This is a genomic window from Arthrobacter sp. 10N43, assembly GCF_056394525.1.
Map to the genome: position 1 here is coordinate 164438 of NZ_JBFTIA010000002.1, position 13772 is coordinate 178209.

The window sequence follows — 13772 nt, forward strand, 5'->3', positions numbered from 1 at the left end:
GGCCGTCAGCCCGGCCGTGTCTGCCGGTTGCCCCGGATGCTTTTCGATCCGGCTTTGTGTCGTAGCGGGCCAGCCTGCGGCAGGGGAGGGTTCCGGATACCGACGCCGGAAACTATGCCCCCGAGGATGAGCAGGACGGCGGTCACGCCCAGCATCCGGTGAAATCCGTCCAGTTCAAGTTTGCCGCCCACAACCAGGCCGACCACTGCGATGCCGACCAGACCCGCAACCCTGCTCACGGCATTATTTACTGCAGAGCCGATGCCGGCCTGCTGTTCTAGCACCGAGCCGAGAATGGCGGCGGTGAGCGGCGCGACTGTCGCAGAGAGCCCGACTGCGAACAGGAGGATCCCGGGCATCAGCTGGGTCCAATAGTTGACCGGGATTTCAGTTGCGAGCATCAGGAGGTATCCAACTCCGGCGAGAGCGGGTCCCAGGGCCATGAACCAGCGCGGCCCGAAGCGCCCGGCCAGTGAGCCAAACCATGATGCCAGGAGGATGTTGACGAGACTGACCGGAAGCAACGCCAGAGCAGCCAACGTCGCCGGAAACCCGGCCACCTGCTGCAGGAAGAGCACGATGATGAATCCCCCGATCGACAGCGCCGCGTAGACGAAGGCCGTCGCCACATTGCCGACGGCAAAGTTTCGGACGGAGAAGAGGCTGAGTGGCAGGAGAGGCTGCCGCGCGGTCCGTTCCCGCCAAATGAATCCGGCGAGGCACAGGATGCCCAGGACGAACGGCATCAGGATAAGCGGGCTCCGCCAGCCATAGTTGCCTTGTTCGATCAGCGCGTAGACCGGACCCGCCAACCCCAGAACACAAAGAACGGCGCCCGGGTAGTCGATGCGCACCCCAGCCACGCGAACATCCTTGGCCCGCAGCACGCCCAACATGTACAGCGTCAAAGCAATGGGCAGGACGTTGATTCCGAAAACCCAACGCCATCCCACCGAGTCCACCAGCACTCCCCCAAGCAGCGGGCCCGCGATGAACGCCACGGTTGTACCGGCGGTCCACTGCCCGATCGCCTTCGCCCGGGGAGCGTCGTCGAAGTTTGAGGTGATCAGGGCGAGGGAACTGGGCACCAGCAGGGCGCCCGCGACGCCCTGGAGCGCCCTCGCCAGGATCAGGAACTCCTCCGTGGGGGCCAGCGCACACATCACCGACGTTGCGCCGAATCCGATCAGGCCAGCGCGGAGGACCACAACGCGTCCGAGCAGATCAGAGAGCGAACCGGCCACCAGGATCAGTGAACCCAGGGTAATCAGGTAGGCGTCAACAACCCATTGCTGCGTCGTCAGACCGCCGCCCAGTTCACGGGAAATGGCCGGCAGCGCCACGTTGATGACGCTGCTGTCCAGAAACGACACAAAGGACGCGAGAATCGCGATCCACAGCACAAGCCTTTGGGTACGCGCCGACGGTAGGGAGCTCACCCTCCCAGTTAACACCCTCGCCTTCTGCTCGAGGCTTGCCCGCGGCCGGTGACCGGTCGATGAACATTGGATGTCTTTCGGCTTCCGGCCTCTACCAGCGCCCTAAAATGAAGCGCAAGCCTCCGCCGCGGCGATCAATCCAGACAACCCAAACAACCCAGACGGGATGGGCGGCCACCATGGAATCTACTGCGGCAAGAGCTGCCAATGAAGCCGTCCCCGGCGTCTACGAGTCCGCCCGCCGCGCCGCCGCGGACCGCATGGAACGCGCGCTGGGACACGCCAGCAAGCGACTCCTCAAGCGCTCCGCGCCGACGAGCCTCGCCGTCGTCACCACCGGAACCGATTGGACCGCCTGGCATTTCGTGGCCCAGTCCCTCGGCTGGCCCTTGGAAAGTGAACACCAAGGCACTGCATTCCTGACCGTCGACGGCCGCATCTGCTTCTACCGCCAGTCCACGAGCTTCGGCGGAGACGAGTTCCTGAGCATGGACACCATTCTGAGTACATTCGAAGGCGGTAGCGCCGTAAAGAAGCTGGTCAATCCCAAGGAGCTGGTCCCGGCGTCGGGCCGCGTGATCTCTCTGCCGTCCCGCAAACCAGGAAAGGAGCCTGCCTGGACGGCTGCACCGCAGCGCCTGGTCGAAATCACCGACAACGTGGCTATTGCCCGCTGGCCCCGGACCGCCCTGGACAACCTGGTAAACATCGATTTTGACTGCAAAGGCAAGGTTTGGGTCACCTACTCCGAACGGGACCACCACCAGAACATCCCACTGAAGGACTGGCTCGCAATCGCAGCAGCCAAGCTCCTCATCACCGGCTGACTCCGCCCGTCATCAGTGCAGGTGCTGCGTCCAATCACCGGGCACGCGCGAGGCTGGGCCCGGAACGCTCTGATCTTCTGGGTGGTGGGCCGGCGGCTCAAGGTCCGGCCCGTCAATAAATGAGGAGCTTGGATAGTGGTAGAACCAGCTTTCGCCAGGCTCAAAGCTGCGGATGACCGGGTGGCCAGTAGAGCGCGCATGTGCCGTGGCGTGTTGGGCCGGCGAGGTATCGCAGCAGCCGATGTGACCGCATTGGGCGCAACGGCGAAGGTGCAACCACCACCCTCCGCCGGCCAGGCACTCAACGCAACCGGTCCCGCTGGGTGGAACCGACACTTCGATTCCAGAGATGGCGTCCATGTGGCTTCCCCCTCGGATGCGCGCCCTCGACTCACGCTCCACCCTACTCTCGTAGCCAATCCCAACGCAGGAAAGGGGCCCGGTGCGGATCGCACCTCGCGTGTCCTGCTGCCTGGGGGTTACATCACCGCCGCCAACGGCGGGGATCCACTTCAAGTCCCGCGCGGTCCCAGTTTCCTGTCACCGCGGCCGCCTCGTACGTGGAGCGGAGGAACCGCAACAGCGTGCTGTCGGGGTCCGGCGCGGTCCGGACATTTTCGTAGGGCAGGAGGTAGAGCTTGTCCTCCCGGCGGTAGACAACCCCATCGGTTTCCCGGATGTACTCCGCGTACCCTGCTGGTTCGGGGTACGCGTAAGCGTAGAAGGCCCCTTCATCCCCCACCCCGGGCCAGAACCCGCAACTGCTCAGCTCGTGGGAATAGCCCTCCACCATGACCCAATCCGCGCAGTTTGGGACACCTCCGGGGTGGGTGGGGGCCTCGCGTCCGGAGAAGCGGGCATATGCCAGGTCCATGGACCCCCAGAAGAGGTGGACAGGGCTGGCTTTGCCTCTGAAGTGCGAACTGAAGTCAGTCAGGACCCGGTCCACCTGAACCAGTTGCTGCCAGAAGATTCGTACCGCATCTGGGTCGTAGGATGCGTGCCGGTGGTCATCGGCGAAGGGTATGGCCGGGTCCACCTCGTTCGGGACTGCACGGATGGATGACTGGATGCCGAGCCTGGCAAGGGTCGCGAACACCTCCGCATAAAACTCGGCCACCGACTTGGGCGCCAGGACGATGCTCCCGGCGGAGCCATCGCTGGAGCGGACGTTCAGCCGGTGGTCACAGAAATCGAATTCCATGTCGAAGGCCCCGCGCCCATAAGGGATTGTCGACGTCGTCAGTCCTCGCGGCGTGACGTACAGGGTCACGTGCCACCAGTGGTTCAGCATCGGAGAATGCGCCATGCGGATCTTGCCGACGATCTGCGTCCACATGTGCACGGTGTCGCGGGTCTGAATCCAATCATCGACCCGTAGCCGGGGCCACCCGTTGTGGGTGCCAGGATCGTCAATGGCGTCCATCGCAGGTCCTTCCGTGCCGGACTCGTCCCGGCGCTCCCAGTCGGGGCCGTGGCGGGCAGTGGGCACGGCCGCTTCTGCGGGCGAGCCTACGCCGGTGCCGGAGGACCAGCAATGGGGTCCTGAGTGAGTTCCTGCTCGGGATGCAAGGCGTTGGACCTCTTCGCGACCACGCGGCGGGCGCGGAAGTTGCCGGACGTATAGGATCAAGCAAAACACCGAGCAGCGGAGGCCAGTGATGGGCGTGGACCGACCAGATGCAGACACCACCCGGCAGGAAAACAGCCCCGTCAGCGCCGAACTGGCCACCCAACTCAGCGAACTCGCCCGGGAGCTGCAACAGGAAGATGACGTCCACGCCGTCCTCTCCGGCATTGTCTATGCCGCCCTGGACCTGATTCCTGGTACCGCGCATGCTTCCATCAGCCTCGCGACAGGGCGGAAGACAATTGACTCCAAAGCCGCCTCGGGCGAGCTTGCACGCCGGGTCGATGCCCTGCAGAGTTCCACCGGGCAGGGGCCGTGCATGGACGCGGCCCACGAGGATCGGGTGGTTCGTGTCCCGGACCTCAGTCTGGAGGACCGCTGGCCCGATTTCGCCAGGGCGGCCGTGGAACTCGGGGCGCGAAGCATGCTTTCGTTCCAGCTGTTCGTTGAAGATGATCGGCTCGGCGCCCTGAACCTCTATGGAGCGGGTCCCGACGCCTTCGACGACGAGTCCGAACAGATCGGGTTGCTGGTCGCCGCGCACGCCGCCGTAGCGTTCGCGGATTCCCAGAAAATCAGTCAGCTCGGCGAAGCCCTGGTGGCCCGGCAGCTGATCGGCCAGGCCGAAGGCATCCTGATGGAGCGGTACAAGATCACGGCCGAGCAGGCCTTTCTGCTCCTCAGCCGTGCCAGTTCCAGATCCAACCTCAAGCTCCGGGACGTTGCCGAACATCTCGCCCGCAGTGGCGAAATAGTTACCCAGGGTCTCCCAGCATCTGAGGCGTGACGTCCCTGACCGCGGCTCAACCCCGCGGCAGGCTGATATCGACCGGGAAGGTCATGAATGCCGGCGTCTCGTACGGATGCGCGGACAGCGCGGCGTCGACGACGGCGCTGCGCCGGGAGCGCGGGTAAATGGCCTCGATCCGGGTTTCCGGCACCTCCTCGGGGGAATCGACGACGCCGATTGTCGGGTTCGCGCCGGGCAGCGGCGTGAAGCGCCCGGCGCCTTCGAGGCTGAACGAGCAGTGCGAGTAGTTGCCCAGCCTCCCCGCTCCGGCGTCGCCTATGGCCTGCCGGACCGCCTCGGCAGCTGCGGTGGGGACGTAGATGACCAGACAGTCCATTGGCTCCATGGCAGAAAGTGTGCCACGAGAGCAGCGACGGAGCAGCGCCATGGAAGTCGGCCGGCGAGAGGAGGAAGCCGAGCCAGTCATCAGGGCCGTGGCACCGGGCCGGAATGTTTGCATGTCTGGACCCTGTCCTGCCGTTGCCCTATCGTTGGGGCACCGACTACATTCGACCTGCGGATCTCCGCATCGGAGGTACATGATGGGAATCATCTCGTCCGGTTTTCATGGAAAACGGCGCACCGGCAATCCAGCGTTACCGCCCGGCCAATACGAGACGGGGAGCTTTCCCGTGCTGACGGCGGGCCCGGCACCCTATATCGCCCCGACGGACTGGAAATTCTTCATCACAACCGAGACGGGGCAGCGCCGTGCCTGGTCGTGGGATGAGTTCATGGCGTTGCCGCAGGATGACATCCGGACCGACATTCACTGCGTGACCAGCTGGTCCAAGCTGGGCACCTCGTGGCGGGGCGTGTCCCTGGACACCCTGTTCGAGGACGTGGAAACGTCGTCGGAATTCACCACCGCCCACTCCTACGGCGGCTATACAACCAACGTTCCCCTGCAGGACCTGCTGGACGGCCAGGCATGGGTGGCCTGGGAATTCGACGGTGAGCCACTGGAACGGGCCCACGGCGGCCCTGCCCGCCTGTTGGTGCCCCACTTGTACTTTTGGAAGAGCGCGAAGTGGATCAACGGCATCGAACTGATGCCACACGATGCTCCCGGATTCTGGGAATCCAACGGGTATCACATCTACGGCGACCCGTGGCGCGAAGAGCGCTACTCATGAGGCAGGACATATGAGCACCCTGTGGCGCGTTGCCGAGGTGGTCAGTGGAGTTCCCGAAACGGAATCATCCAGAACCATCGGGCTGCGCGTGGACGGTCTGAACGGCAACCTTGCGGGCCAGCACATCGATGTCCGGCTCACGGCTGACGACGGTTACACAGCCGTGCGGTCCTACTCCGTGGCGACGGCCGGAATGGACGAAATCTTGGAGATCACGGTTGACGAATTGGCCAACGGAGAGGTCTCCCCCTACCTGGTCAGGGACCTCATGGTCGGAGACCAGCTGGAGATCCGGGGCCCCGTCGGCGGCTGGTTCGTCTGGCGGCCGACCGATTCGAACCCGGTACAGCTGATTGCCGGAGGATCCGGCGTCGTCCCGCTCATGGCCATGATCCGCGCCCACGAGGCATCGAAGAATCCTTCACAGTTCCGGCTGCTCTACTCACTCAAGTCGCCGGAGACCGGGTTCTATCGGGACGAGTTGCTTACGTTGAGCCGGGAATCCCAAAAGCTCACCGTCGACCATGTGTACACACGCGCAGTGCCGGACGGTTGGCCAAGCGCCCCGAAGAGACTCACCGCAGAAACACTGCTGGCGAACATCCTGCCGGCAGAAGATTCTCCCGATATCTTCATCTGTGGCCAGACGATGTTTGTCGAAACGGTCACAGACTGGCTCGTGAAGGCGGGCTATCCGGCCGCCTCAATCAAAACCGAACGCTTCGGCGGAACGGGAGGAATCCGGTGACTGGCAGCAACGGCTCTTCCCCTGGCGCCGAGGACCCGCGCCTCGAGGACCAGGACATCGCCGGAACAGCGGGCAATCCGATACCTCACCTCGATGGAAACGCGGCGGCAGGACAGCTGTGGGAACTGTTCCGCATTGACATCGTCGCCGCGATTGGTCGATGCAAGAACTGTGGCGCCGTCAGGGTCTTCGGGGAAGCCGCCGTCTACACCGACGCCCCGGGAATCGTCGTGCGCTGCAGTTCCTGCGGGGGCGTCCTCCTGCGTCTCGTTGAGACGCCCACCAAGTTCTGGCTCGACGTCAGCGGACTCAGCTACCTTCAGATCGACCGGGAGAGCTAGGTCAACGGCCTTGGTGTCCGCCCGGCAAAGCCGGCAGCCGCGGCGACAGTGTGGTTCGGGTCCGTTCCGAGCCTGGCAGCCAGATTTTCCGCCGCCTGGATTACTGATATCTCGGACTCGAATAGTTTCATGGGCCTATTCTGCCGGAACCCCATCTGCTGGCTCCGGAGACCCCCGGGTCGTGCGGACGTTCCTACCGGGACCTGCGGCGCAGCTATGGCCTCTTGCCTGCGGTGGTGTCAGTATGTTGGGAATCAGGCTCACTCAAGGCAGCCCCGTTCCGGGCAGAAAGGACGCGCAGTCATGACCTACATCATCAACTTCGGCGATGTGGGACAGGGCGACGCCGCCTTGGCCGGCGGTAAAGGCGTCGGACTGGGAGGCCTCGTACGGGCCGGACTCCCTGTCCCACCCGGGTTTGTGCTGAACACCGCAGCCTATGCGGATTTTGTGGCGGCCAACCACCTCGCCGCGGGCATCCGGGAGCTAGCCTCCCTGTCGCCGCAGTCGACGCCAAAGGACTACGAGGATGCCTCCAAAGGGATCCGCGCCCTGTTCGCCGGCGGAACCATGCCGGCCGTAATCGCAGCAGAACTCGGCACCGCCTACGGGCTCCTCGGCGACGGAGATACGGCCGTGGCGGTGCGCTCCTCCGCCACAGCCGAGGACCTCGCCTCGGCCAGCTTCGCCGGCCAACAGGAGACCTACCTCAACGTCCGCGGGGTGCAGGCCCTGGCCGCGGCTGTCACTGATTGCTGGGCATCCCTGTGGACTGCGCGCGCCATGGCCTACCGTGCACGTGAAGGCATCGAACCGGACGCGGTCCGCCTCGCGGTTGTGGTCCAGCGGATGGTGGAGGCCGAGGCGGCCGGGGTCATGTTCACCGCCAATCCGGCCAACGGACGCCGCGACCAGACTGTGATCAGTGCCGCGTGGGGCCTGGGCGAGTCCGTGGTCAGCGGAACTGTCACCACTGACGACGTCGTTGTCGAAGCAGCGGCGGGCAGTGTGCTGTCGCGCCGGACTGCTGACAAGGAGGTCATGACCGTCTACGCGGAGCACGGCACGAGGGAGCAGTCCGTGCCGGCGTCCCGCCGCCGTGAGCCAGTTCTGGATGACCGTGCCGCGGCCCTGCTGGCCGGCTACGGGGCACGGATTGCGGACCATTTCGGTACGCCGCAGGACATTGAGTGGGCACGGGCCGGTGACGAGTTCTTCATCCTGCAGTCCCGGCCGATCACGGCGCTGCCTGAACCGGCGGCCGACACCCCCGATGTCTGGACGGTGCCCTATCCGAAAGGAATGTACTTCCGGGCGAGCATCGTGGAGCAGTTGCCGGACCCGCTCTCGCCGCTGTTCGCCGACCTCATCGACGGCTCCGTTACCCGGTCGCTGAGAGCCTTGATGGCCGAGGCCGTCGGTCAGAACGTCATCCGGGAGGACGACGTCGGACTGCCTACCGTGAACGGCTACGCCTATTATTACTACCGCAACTCCGGTATGTGGCGGGTGATGGGCAAGTCGTTGACCGCGGTTCGCGCGCTGGCCCGCGGCAAGGCGCACATGGGGGTGGCCGGGTGGCGGAACTTTTCGCATCCGCGCTACGAGCGGGTGATCCAGGACTGGTCGTCGAAGCGGGTCCGGGAGCTTTCCGGTGGGGAACTGCTTGAGGGTGTGAAGACGTTGCTGGACGCCGGCACGGTGTACTACACGGCGGTGCAGTCGATCATTCCGATCGCCGCGACCAGCGAAGTCACCTTCCGGGCGTACTACGACAGGCTCGTCCGCCGCGATGGGGACCCCCCGGCGCAGACGTTCCTCCTCGGCTACGACAGCGAACCCATCCGGGCTGAGAAGTCACTGTACGACCTCGCGGTGTGGGCCCGGGGGGTTCCCGGGCTTGCACCGGCGATCCTCGATATGCCGACGGCGGCACTGGTTGAGTCGCAGCGCACCGGGTCCATCCCGGCCGGTTTCGACCAGACACTGTGGCAACAGTGGCAGGCGCGCTTCCAGGCTCACCTGGACCGTTTTGGCCATGCGGTCTTCAACCTAGATTTCCTCAGCCCGGTGCCGGCCGATGATCCGTCGTCGCTGCTGGAGACGGCGAAGTTCTACCTGCGCGGGCAGGGCAATGACCCGCACGAGCGCCAGCGGCTGTCGGCCGCACGGAGGGAGGACCAAACCAACCTGGCGGTCAGCCGGCTCGGGCCAAAGCGGCGGGCCGGCTTCCTCCGGTTGCTGCGGTGGGCGCAGAGCGCGGCCCCGATCCGCGAGGACGCCTTGGCCGACGTCGGTCTGGCCTGGCCGCTGCTGCGGCGCATGCTGCTGGAACTCGGGCAGCGTCTGGTTCACTCCGCGGTCATTGCCCAACCGGCCGAAGTGTTCTGGCTGCGCGAGCAGGAGCTGCGAAGCGCCGTCGAGTTCGGCCTTGCCGCGCCGGGCGAACCGGCCGCAGTGGCAATCACCGGGGCGGACCGGCCCGTCCGCGCAGACGCCGTCGAAGAGCGCAAGATGCTTTGGCGGGGCCAAGCCAAGGCCGCTGCCCCGCAGTTGCTCCCGGAGAGCCGGTGGATGCAGCGGGCCTTCGGGAGCATGATGCCCGCAGGCTCACAGGACCAGCCAGGCGACATTATCAAGGGCGTCGGCGCAAGCGCGGGCCGGGTCACCGCTCCGGCGCGCGTCCTGAGGGGGCCCCAGGATTTTGCCCTGATGGTCCCCGGGGACGTCCTGGTGGCCCGTATCACGACGCCGGCGTGGACCTCGCTGTTTGCGATGGCCTCCGCGGTGGTCACCGACGTCGGCGGCCCGTTGAGCCACAGTTCAATCGTGGCCCGTGAGTATGGCATTCCCGCCGTGCTCGGCACCGGGGTGGCCACCCAGCGGCTCACCAGCGGGCAGCGGATCCGCGTGGATGGCGACGCCGGTACCGTCACGATCGAGCAAACTGCCACTGGGCAGGAACCCTGAGCGGATACCCTCCGGTGAGCGGACAGTTGTGCAACACTGATCCGATGTCCATGGGCGTCTTCGCTCAATTCCGCTAGATGCACCTTCCGTGGACCAAATGGCCCGGCGTAGTGCCAGGGCGTAGATTGTGGGCATGGAACAGATTTCCTCCGGCCGCCGGGAAACGATCGCTGACCGCCTGCTGGGCATTGCGGAGTTCAGCCACGCCCACTGGTTCTTCGGCAACCTCTACGAGGCCCTCGTCAAGATCCCGCACCGCGTCGCCGCATCGGAAGCAAGCCCTGAACTCCCCCGGTCGCCCTTTGGAGCGGGAAGCCCGGGCCGCTACTACGCCCCGATCGCACCGCTCAATGCGCCCGTCGCCGTCGCTGCCCTCGTGGCCGGCTGGAAGCATTCCAACTCCAGAGGCTGGCTGATAGTCGCTGCCCTGGGCTCCGCGACTGGTGCGGCCGCCACCGCGTACTTGCTCCGGTCCATCAACCCACGCTTGTTCTTCAGCCCCCACCCGCTGAGCGAGATGCGCCGCAAACCCCTGCTGACGCGGTGGTACCGGATTCACGCCATCAGGCTCACGGCCAGCGCCATTGCGCTCGTAGCCATCCACCGCGCGCGGACAATCCGGCTGACCAGCCGCGGATGAGGTCCGGCGCGATCCCCCGTTAAGCAACCAGCCGGGTGTCGAACATTTCTTCTGCCCGCCGGATCAAAGGCTCGGGGACGTCTGCCTCCTCGCCGAGATCGCCGCGGCCCAGGAAGATAGCGGTGCCGCGTGCCACCCCTGCCAGGTCCAGGCCGCAGTCATCCATCAGCTGGGCGGCACGCAGGTTCGGTGGAAGGTTCACAATCACGCCTTCGGCGTTGAGGAAGACACGCCAGTCACCGCGTGTCACGTCCTCAATGTCTCCGCCAACCAGGCTTTGCAGGGGCTGAAGGCCGGGTTCAACAGATTCAATCCGGATGGGTTCGGCGAGTTGAGATGGAATTATCAGTGCTGTGTATGCGGTTCTCATTTTTGGTCTGTAGTAGTTAACAACGCTGGCCGAAGGTGTGTTCCCAGACGCCGGGCCAGGGGCCTTGCCTGATAGTCATTGTCCTCTTGACTTTGGCGCTATCGCCGGCGGCAGGAGCAGGGTCTAGAGGATCCGAAGCCTTTTGGGCAGCCCGACGCTCTCATCAAGGCACTTATGAACAAGGACCTCGTCGATGAATACTTTCTGCTGGTATCGCCGATCGTGCCCGGGAGTGGCATGAAGATGCCGCCGTCCCGACTGGCAACTCAGCGGAAAAGCCCGCAAGCTAGATAGGGGGTAACCAGGGAGAGCCGAACGCGCTCCCGCCGCACAGGAAGGCCCCGCAATTCCGAAACCAAAACGCCAACTCAATCCATTGATCCTCAAGTACCTCAAGGCCGGCGAGGCCGCCCGTGCTGCTGCCGGGGGCCTTGGCGAGCTCAAGCCGGTCGAGCCGGTCGCGCGGCGGGAAGGGCTGCCGCTTCTTGGCCATGACCAGGTCTACGTGATGAAGTACGGGACCGAATACCATACGGCGTGGTGTCCTGTTGTGGCCGACAAATGGAGCCACGCACCCCGGGGACTGCTCGTTACCCTGTTCGCGGACGCCGGGGCGCGTACCCCGTGCCAGGAATGCGACCGGCACCTGAAAGCAGCCAGGGTGATGCCCGAACCGGAATCCCCCATCCGCCCAGGAACCACGCCGGAGCCTGAGGCCGTGATTCCGCTGACGGTCGTAGGCGTCGCCCACGGAATCCTCTTCCTGGCCGCGGGGCCCGAACATCAGGAACGACTCAAGGAGACCGCGGTGGAGCCGGCGACCCCGCTGCTCGTGGGCGGGCGGCGGGACGGCATGGTGGTGCGGGTTGAGGCCGCCCGCGACGAACCCCTCCTGGTTGTCCAGTTGGACCCCCGCGCCACGTTCCTGAGCGGCCCCTACCAGGTGCGCCTGCGCCGTCCCCTTCAGCGCTCGGCCACCAAACCCTACGCCGTGGAGTGCGTCGAACCCGCGCCGCAGGGGTAGCTTGCAACAGGCAACCGGACGGCAGCAGGCCACACCGGGCGTGCCTGCGCGCCAGGCGACATCAGCGCTGATGGACTTCGCACCCAAGGCCGGAAACAACCCAGCCACCAGGAACGGTGCGGCTGACACCCACGATCCAGTCGCCACTGCGCACCGTCTGCTCATCAGCTTGTTTCCATTCATCGGTTGGGGCGCCGGCAGGCGCGACCACCGACTTGGCCCACGCCGCAGCGGCCGCCTCAGGCGTCGGGTCCCCCGGGACACTCGTGTCGATATCCGCGACATAGGCACCGTGACACGCCACGGTCGACGCCGCTTCCCTGGCCATGTCGGTCGACGCCGGTGACGTGGCACACGAGGACAAGGCGAACAGAAGAACGGCCGTCATTCCGCCCGCACGGACGGTTTTTCCCATGGGCGAAACCGTACTGCCGGGGCCGCACGACGCATATGCTCCCCGTGCTGAGCTCGAGTCCGCGGTCACTTAACGGTCAGTGAGCCGTGCATGTTGGAGTGATACCTGCAGTGGAAGGGGTAGGTGCCGGGCTGGGAAGGTGCTTTGAAGGTGGCCGTACCGCCGTTCTCCTTGACCTCGACATCAAAGAGTGTCGCATCCTGGTCAGCAGTCACCGTGTGCTCGGCCGTATCCAGGTTGACCACCTTCACCTCCGCACCGGGAGCCACCGAGCCGGGGATCTCGTAGGCGAAGCTTTTGATTGTGATGGCCGCCGCGGCGGCGGTTGCCGCCCCGCTCCCCGTTCCTGGTGCGGTCGACGCCGCCGGGGCAGAGGTTGCGGCCGTCGTGGCCGGCGCGGGTGTTCCGCCACCTCCGGCACACCCGCTCAGCCCTATCAAAACCGTTGCCAACACAAGTGCAGTCCGTGCCCTGTTGCTCGTCATGATGTGCCGTCCTCGATGCTGGAGGGGGCTGCGGAATCAGCCCGGCTTCCTTCCATTCTGCATCCGCCGCTTCCAAAAAGCACCGCGAAAAAACTCGGCCAAAAGGACGTTGTCAGGGTTGCGCCCTTACCTTTTCCAAGTAGGCCATCAGTCCGGTCAGTTGTTCCGCGGACCATGGCAGATCGGCGCTGAGGGCGGTGCTATTTTCCTGCCACATGGAGCGGGCGGCGGTTTTGGTCTGCTCGCCCGAGTGGAACAAGGATCCGACTTCCTCCCAGGCCCTGGCCCACTCCCGGGCCGACGGATCCGAGACCGGCGTCCCGTTCCCTGCGTGCCGGAGGCCTTCCTCGACCAACGCGGTCCATCGGGTTTTGGCCGCCTCGATGCGGCCGGCGCCGAGTTCTGTTCTGCGGTCGGCCAGTTCCTGGCGCTGTTCGGTTGTGAAGTGGTTTTCGAGCACGGCAATCATCTCCAATGTTGATAGGAACTGTTCCGGGTCCGGCATGGCTGGCCCGTCCTCGTATGAAGGGTCGTTGTGTGAGGGGTCGATGCGCGACAGCAGGTCCCGTAGCCGGTCCTGGACTGCCTGGATCTGCTCGGCCTGCCGGCGAGTGTGTTGCAATTGCCGCTCCAGGAGCGTGCGCAGCGAGGCCATATCATCGGCGGCGGTCCCCAGCGCGGGGCCGATATCGGCCAGCGGGAGTCCAAGCATCTGCAGTGCACGGATCCGGTACAGCCGCCGCACGTCTTCCTCGGTGTAGCGGCGGTGGCCGGCAGAGGTCCGCTTGCTTGCCGAGAGCAAACCAATGTCGTCGTAGTGATGGAGGGTCCGGACCGTGACGCCACACGCGCTGGCGAGTTCGCCGATGCTCCACTGACCTGCCGCACCGCTCGTCTCTTTCATGTGGACAACCGTAGATCCTCACGCAGCGTGAGGATCAAGACCCACCGTGTCGG

The 13772-nt window shown here is 65.2% G+C and carries 17 protein-coding genes; 8 read left to right on the plus strand and 9 right to left on the minus strand.

Annotated elements, in window-relative coordinates:
- Nucleotides 1-5 precede the first annotated feature (5 nt).
- Entirely contained in the window at nucleotides 6-1439 is a 1434-nt protein-coding gene (locus AC1DDO_RS03360; protein ID WP_476868461.1) for an MFS transporter, read from the minus strand.
- Nucleotides 1440-1618: 179 nt separating this feature from the next.
- Between AC1DDO_RS03360 and AC1DDO_RS03365 the strand changes: the two genes are divergently transcribed.
- Nucleotides 1619-2266, plus strand: coding sequence for a hypothetical protein (locus tag AC1DDO_RS03365; protein ID WP_476868460.1), 648 nt, complete (start codon nucleotides 1619-1621; stop codon nucleotides 2264-2266).
- A gap of 12 nt (nucleotides 2267-2278) precedes the next feature.
- On the opposite strand, the gene AC1DDO_RS03370 is transcribed toward AC1DDO_RS03365, so the two are convergent.
- Nucleotides 2279-2626, minus strand: coding sequence for a UBP-type zinc finger domain-containing protein (locus AC1DDO_RS03370; RefSeq protein ID WP_476868459.1), 348 nt, complete (start codon nucleotides 2624-2626; stop codon nucleotides 2279-2281).
- Nucleotides 2627-2750: 124 nt separating this feature from the next.
- On the minus strand, nucleotides 2751-3758 hold the full coding sequence (locus AC1DDO_RS03375) for a DUF5996 family protein (protein ID WP_476868458.1): 1008 nt from the start codon (nucleotides 3756-3758) through the stop codon (nucleotides 2751-2753).
- A gap of 175 nt (nucleotides 3759-3933) precedes the next feature.
- Here AC1DDO_RS03375 and AC1DDO_RS03380 point away from each other — a divergent pair, with 175 nt between their 5' ends.
- Nucleotides 3934-4683, plus strand: coding sequence for a GAF and ANTAR domain-containing protein (locus tag AC1DDO_RS03380; RefSeq protein WP_476868457.1), 750 nt, complete (start codon nucleotides 3934-3936; stop codon nucleotides 4681-4683).
- Nucleotides 4684-4699: 16 nt separating this feature from the next.
- On the opposite strand, the gene AC1DDO_RS03385 is transcribed toward AC1DDO_RS03380, so the two are convergent.
- On the minus strand, nucleotides 4700-5032 hold the full coding sequence (locus AC1DDO_RS03385) for a hypothetical protein (RefSeq protein WP_476868456.1): 333 nt from the start codon (nucleotides 5030-5032) through the stop codon (nucleotides 4700-4702).
- 286 nt (nucleotides 5033-5318) lie between these two features.
- On the opposite strand from AC1DDO_RS03385, the gene AC1DDO_RS03390 reads away from it, so the two are divergent.
- Genes AC1DDO_RS03390 through AC1DDO_RS03400 form a run of 3 tightly spaced genes read left to right on the plus strand, consistent with a single transcriptional unit; the run spans nucleotide 5319 to nucleotide 6911 of the window.
- Nucleotides 5319-5822, plus strand: coding sequence for a molybdopterin-dependent oxidoreductase (locus AC1DDO_RS03390; protein ID WP_476868455.1), 504 nt, complete (start codon nucleotides 5319-5321; stop codon nucleotides 5820-5822).
- 10 nt (nucleotides 5823-5832) lie between these two features.
- A complete protein-coding gene (locus tag AC1DDO_RS03395) occupies nucleotides 5833-6570 on the plus strand; it encodes a ferredoxin reductase (RefSeq protein ID WP_476868454.1) in 738 nt (245 codons plus the stop codon).
- Nucleotides 6567-6911 carry a DUF6510 family protein gene (locus AC1DDO_RS03400; protein ID WP_476868453.1) on the plus strand — a complete coding sequence of 115 codons (345 nt, stop codon included), beginning with the start codon at nucleotides 6567-6569 and terminating at the stop codon, nucleotides 6909-6911. Before AC1DDO_RS03395 ends, AC1DDO_RS03400 begins: the two co-directional genes overlap by 4 nt.
- Here the strand turns inward: AC1DDO_RS03400 and AC1DDO_RS03405 are convergent.
- Nucleotides 6908-7042 carry a hypothetical protein gene (locus tag AC1DDO_RS03405; protein WP_476868452.1) on the minus strand — a complete coding sequence of 45 codons (135 nt, stop codon included), beginning with the start codon at nucleotides 7040-7042 and terminating at the stop codon, nucleotides 6908-6910. The genes AC1DDO_RS03400 and AC1DDO_RS03405 overlap by 4 nt on opposite strands.
- 172 nt (nucleotides 7043-7214) lie before the next feature.
- Here AC1DDO_RS03405 and AC1DDO_RS03410 point away from each other — a divergent pair, with 172 nt between their 5' ends.
- On the plus strand, nucleotides 7215-9881 hold the full coding sequence (locus AC1DDO_RS03410; RefSeq protein WP_476868451.1) for a PEP/pyruvate-binding domain-containing protein: 2667 nt from the start codon (nucleotides 7215-7217) through the stop codon (nucleotides 9879-9881).
- Between the two features lie 133 nt (nucleotides 9882-10014).
- Nucleotides 10015-10521: a hypothetical protein gene (locus AC1DDO_RS03415; RefSeq protein WP_476868450.1), complete on the plus strand. Its 507-nt coding sequence runs from the start codon at nucleotides 10015-10017 to the stop codon at nucleotides 10519-10521.
- 19 nt (nucleotides 10522-10540) lie between these two features.
- On the opposite strand, the gene AC1DDO_RS03420 is transcribed toward AC1DDO_RS03415, so the two are convergent.
- Nucleotides 10541-10891: a DUF3846 domain-containing protein gene (locus tag AC1DDO_RS03420; protein WP_476868449.1), complete on the minus strand. Its 351-nt coding sequence runs from the start codon at nucleotides 10889-10891 to the stop codon at nucleotides 10541-10543.
- 376 nt (nucleotides 10892-11267) lie between these two features.
- Here AC1DDO_RS03420 and AC1DDO_RS03425 point away from each other — a divergent pair, with 376 nt between their 5' ends.
- Nucleotides 11268-11915 carry a hypothetical protein gene (locus AC1DDO_RS03425; protein ID WP_476868448.1) on the plus strand — a complete coding sequence of 216 codons (648 nt, stop codon included), beginning with the start codon at nucleotides 11268-11270 and terminating at the stop codon, nucleotides 11913-11915.
- A 61-nt stretch (nucleotides 11916-11976) separates the two neighbouring features.
- Here AC1DDO_RS03425 and AC1DDO_RS03430 read toward each other — a convergent pair whose 3' ends face one another.
- The 3 genes from AC1DDO_RS03430 to AC1DDO_RS03440 form a co-directional block, all read right to left on the minus strand.
- Nucleotides 11977-12330 carry a hypothetical protein gene (locus AC1DDO_RS03430; RefSeq protein ID WP_476971430.1) on the minus strand — a complete coding sequence of 118 codons (354 nt, stop codon included), beginning with the start codon at nucleotides 12328-12330 and terminating at the stop codon, nucleotides 11977-11979.
- A 65-nt stretch (nucleotides 12331-12395) separates the two neighbouring features.
- Nucleotides 12396-12815, minus strand: coding sequence for a cupredoxin domain-containing protein (locus AC1DDO_RS03435; protein ID WP_441408942.1), 420 nt, complete (start codon nucleotides 12813-12815; stop codon nucleotides 12396-12398).
- A gap of 112 nt (nucleotides 12816-12927) precedes the next feature.
- A complete protein-coding gene (locus AC1DDO_RS03440) occupies nucleotides 12928-13719 on the minus strand; it encodes a MerR family transcriptional regulator (protein ID WP_476971431.1) in 792 nt (263 codons plus the stop codon).
- Between the last annotated feature and the right edge of the window lie 53 nt (nucleotides 13720-13772).

Coding starts and splice junctions, on each gene's coding strand:
- AC1DDO_RS03430 (WP_476971430.1), bottom strand. CDS start 12,330: ATGGGAAAAACCGTCCGTGCGGGCGGAATGACGGCCGTTCTTCTGTTC.
- AC1DDO_RS03395 (WP_476868454.1), top strand. CDS start 5,833: ATGAGCACCCTGTGGCGCGTTGCCGAGGTGGTCAGTGGAGTTCCCGAA.
- AC1DDO_RS03435 (WP_441408942.1), bottom strand. CDS start 12,815: ATGACGAGCAACAGGGCACGGACTGCACTTGTGTTGGCAACGGTTTTG.
- AC1DDO_RS03370 (WP_476868459.1), bottom strand. CDS start 2,626: ATGGACGCCATCTCTGGAATCGAAGTGTCGGTTCCACCCAGCGGGACC.
- AC1DDO_RS03410 (WP_476868451.1), top strand. CDS start 7,215: ATGACCTACATCATCAACTTCGGCGATGTGGGACAGGGCGACGCCGCC.
- AC1DDO_RS03405 (WP_476868452.1), bottom strand. CDS start 7,042: ATGAAACTATTCGAGTCCGAGATATCAGTAATCCAGGCGGCGGAAAAT.
- AC1DDO_RS03440 (WP_476971431.1), bottom strand. CDS start 13,719: ATGAAAGAGACGAGCGGTGCGGCAGGTCAGTGGAGCATCGGCGAACTC.
- AC1DDO_RS03385 (WP_476868456.1), bottom strand. CDS start 5,032: ATGGAGCCAATGGACTGTCTGGTCATCTACGTCCCCACCGCAGCTGCC.
- AC1DDO_RS03415 (WP_476868450.1), top strand. CDS start 10,015: ATGGAACAGATTTCCTCCGGCCGCCGGGAAACGATCGCTGACCGCCTG.
- AC1DDO_RS03420 (WP_476868449.1), bottom strand. CDS start 10,891: ATGAGAACCGCATACACAGCACTGATAATTCCATCTCAACTCGCCGAA.
- AC1DDO_RS03365 (WP_476868460.1), top strand. CDS start 1,619: ATGGAATCTACTGCGGCAAGAGCTGCCAATGAAGCCGTCCCCGGCGTC.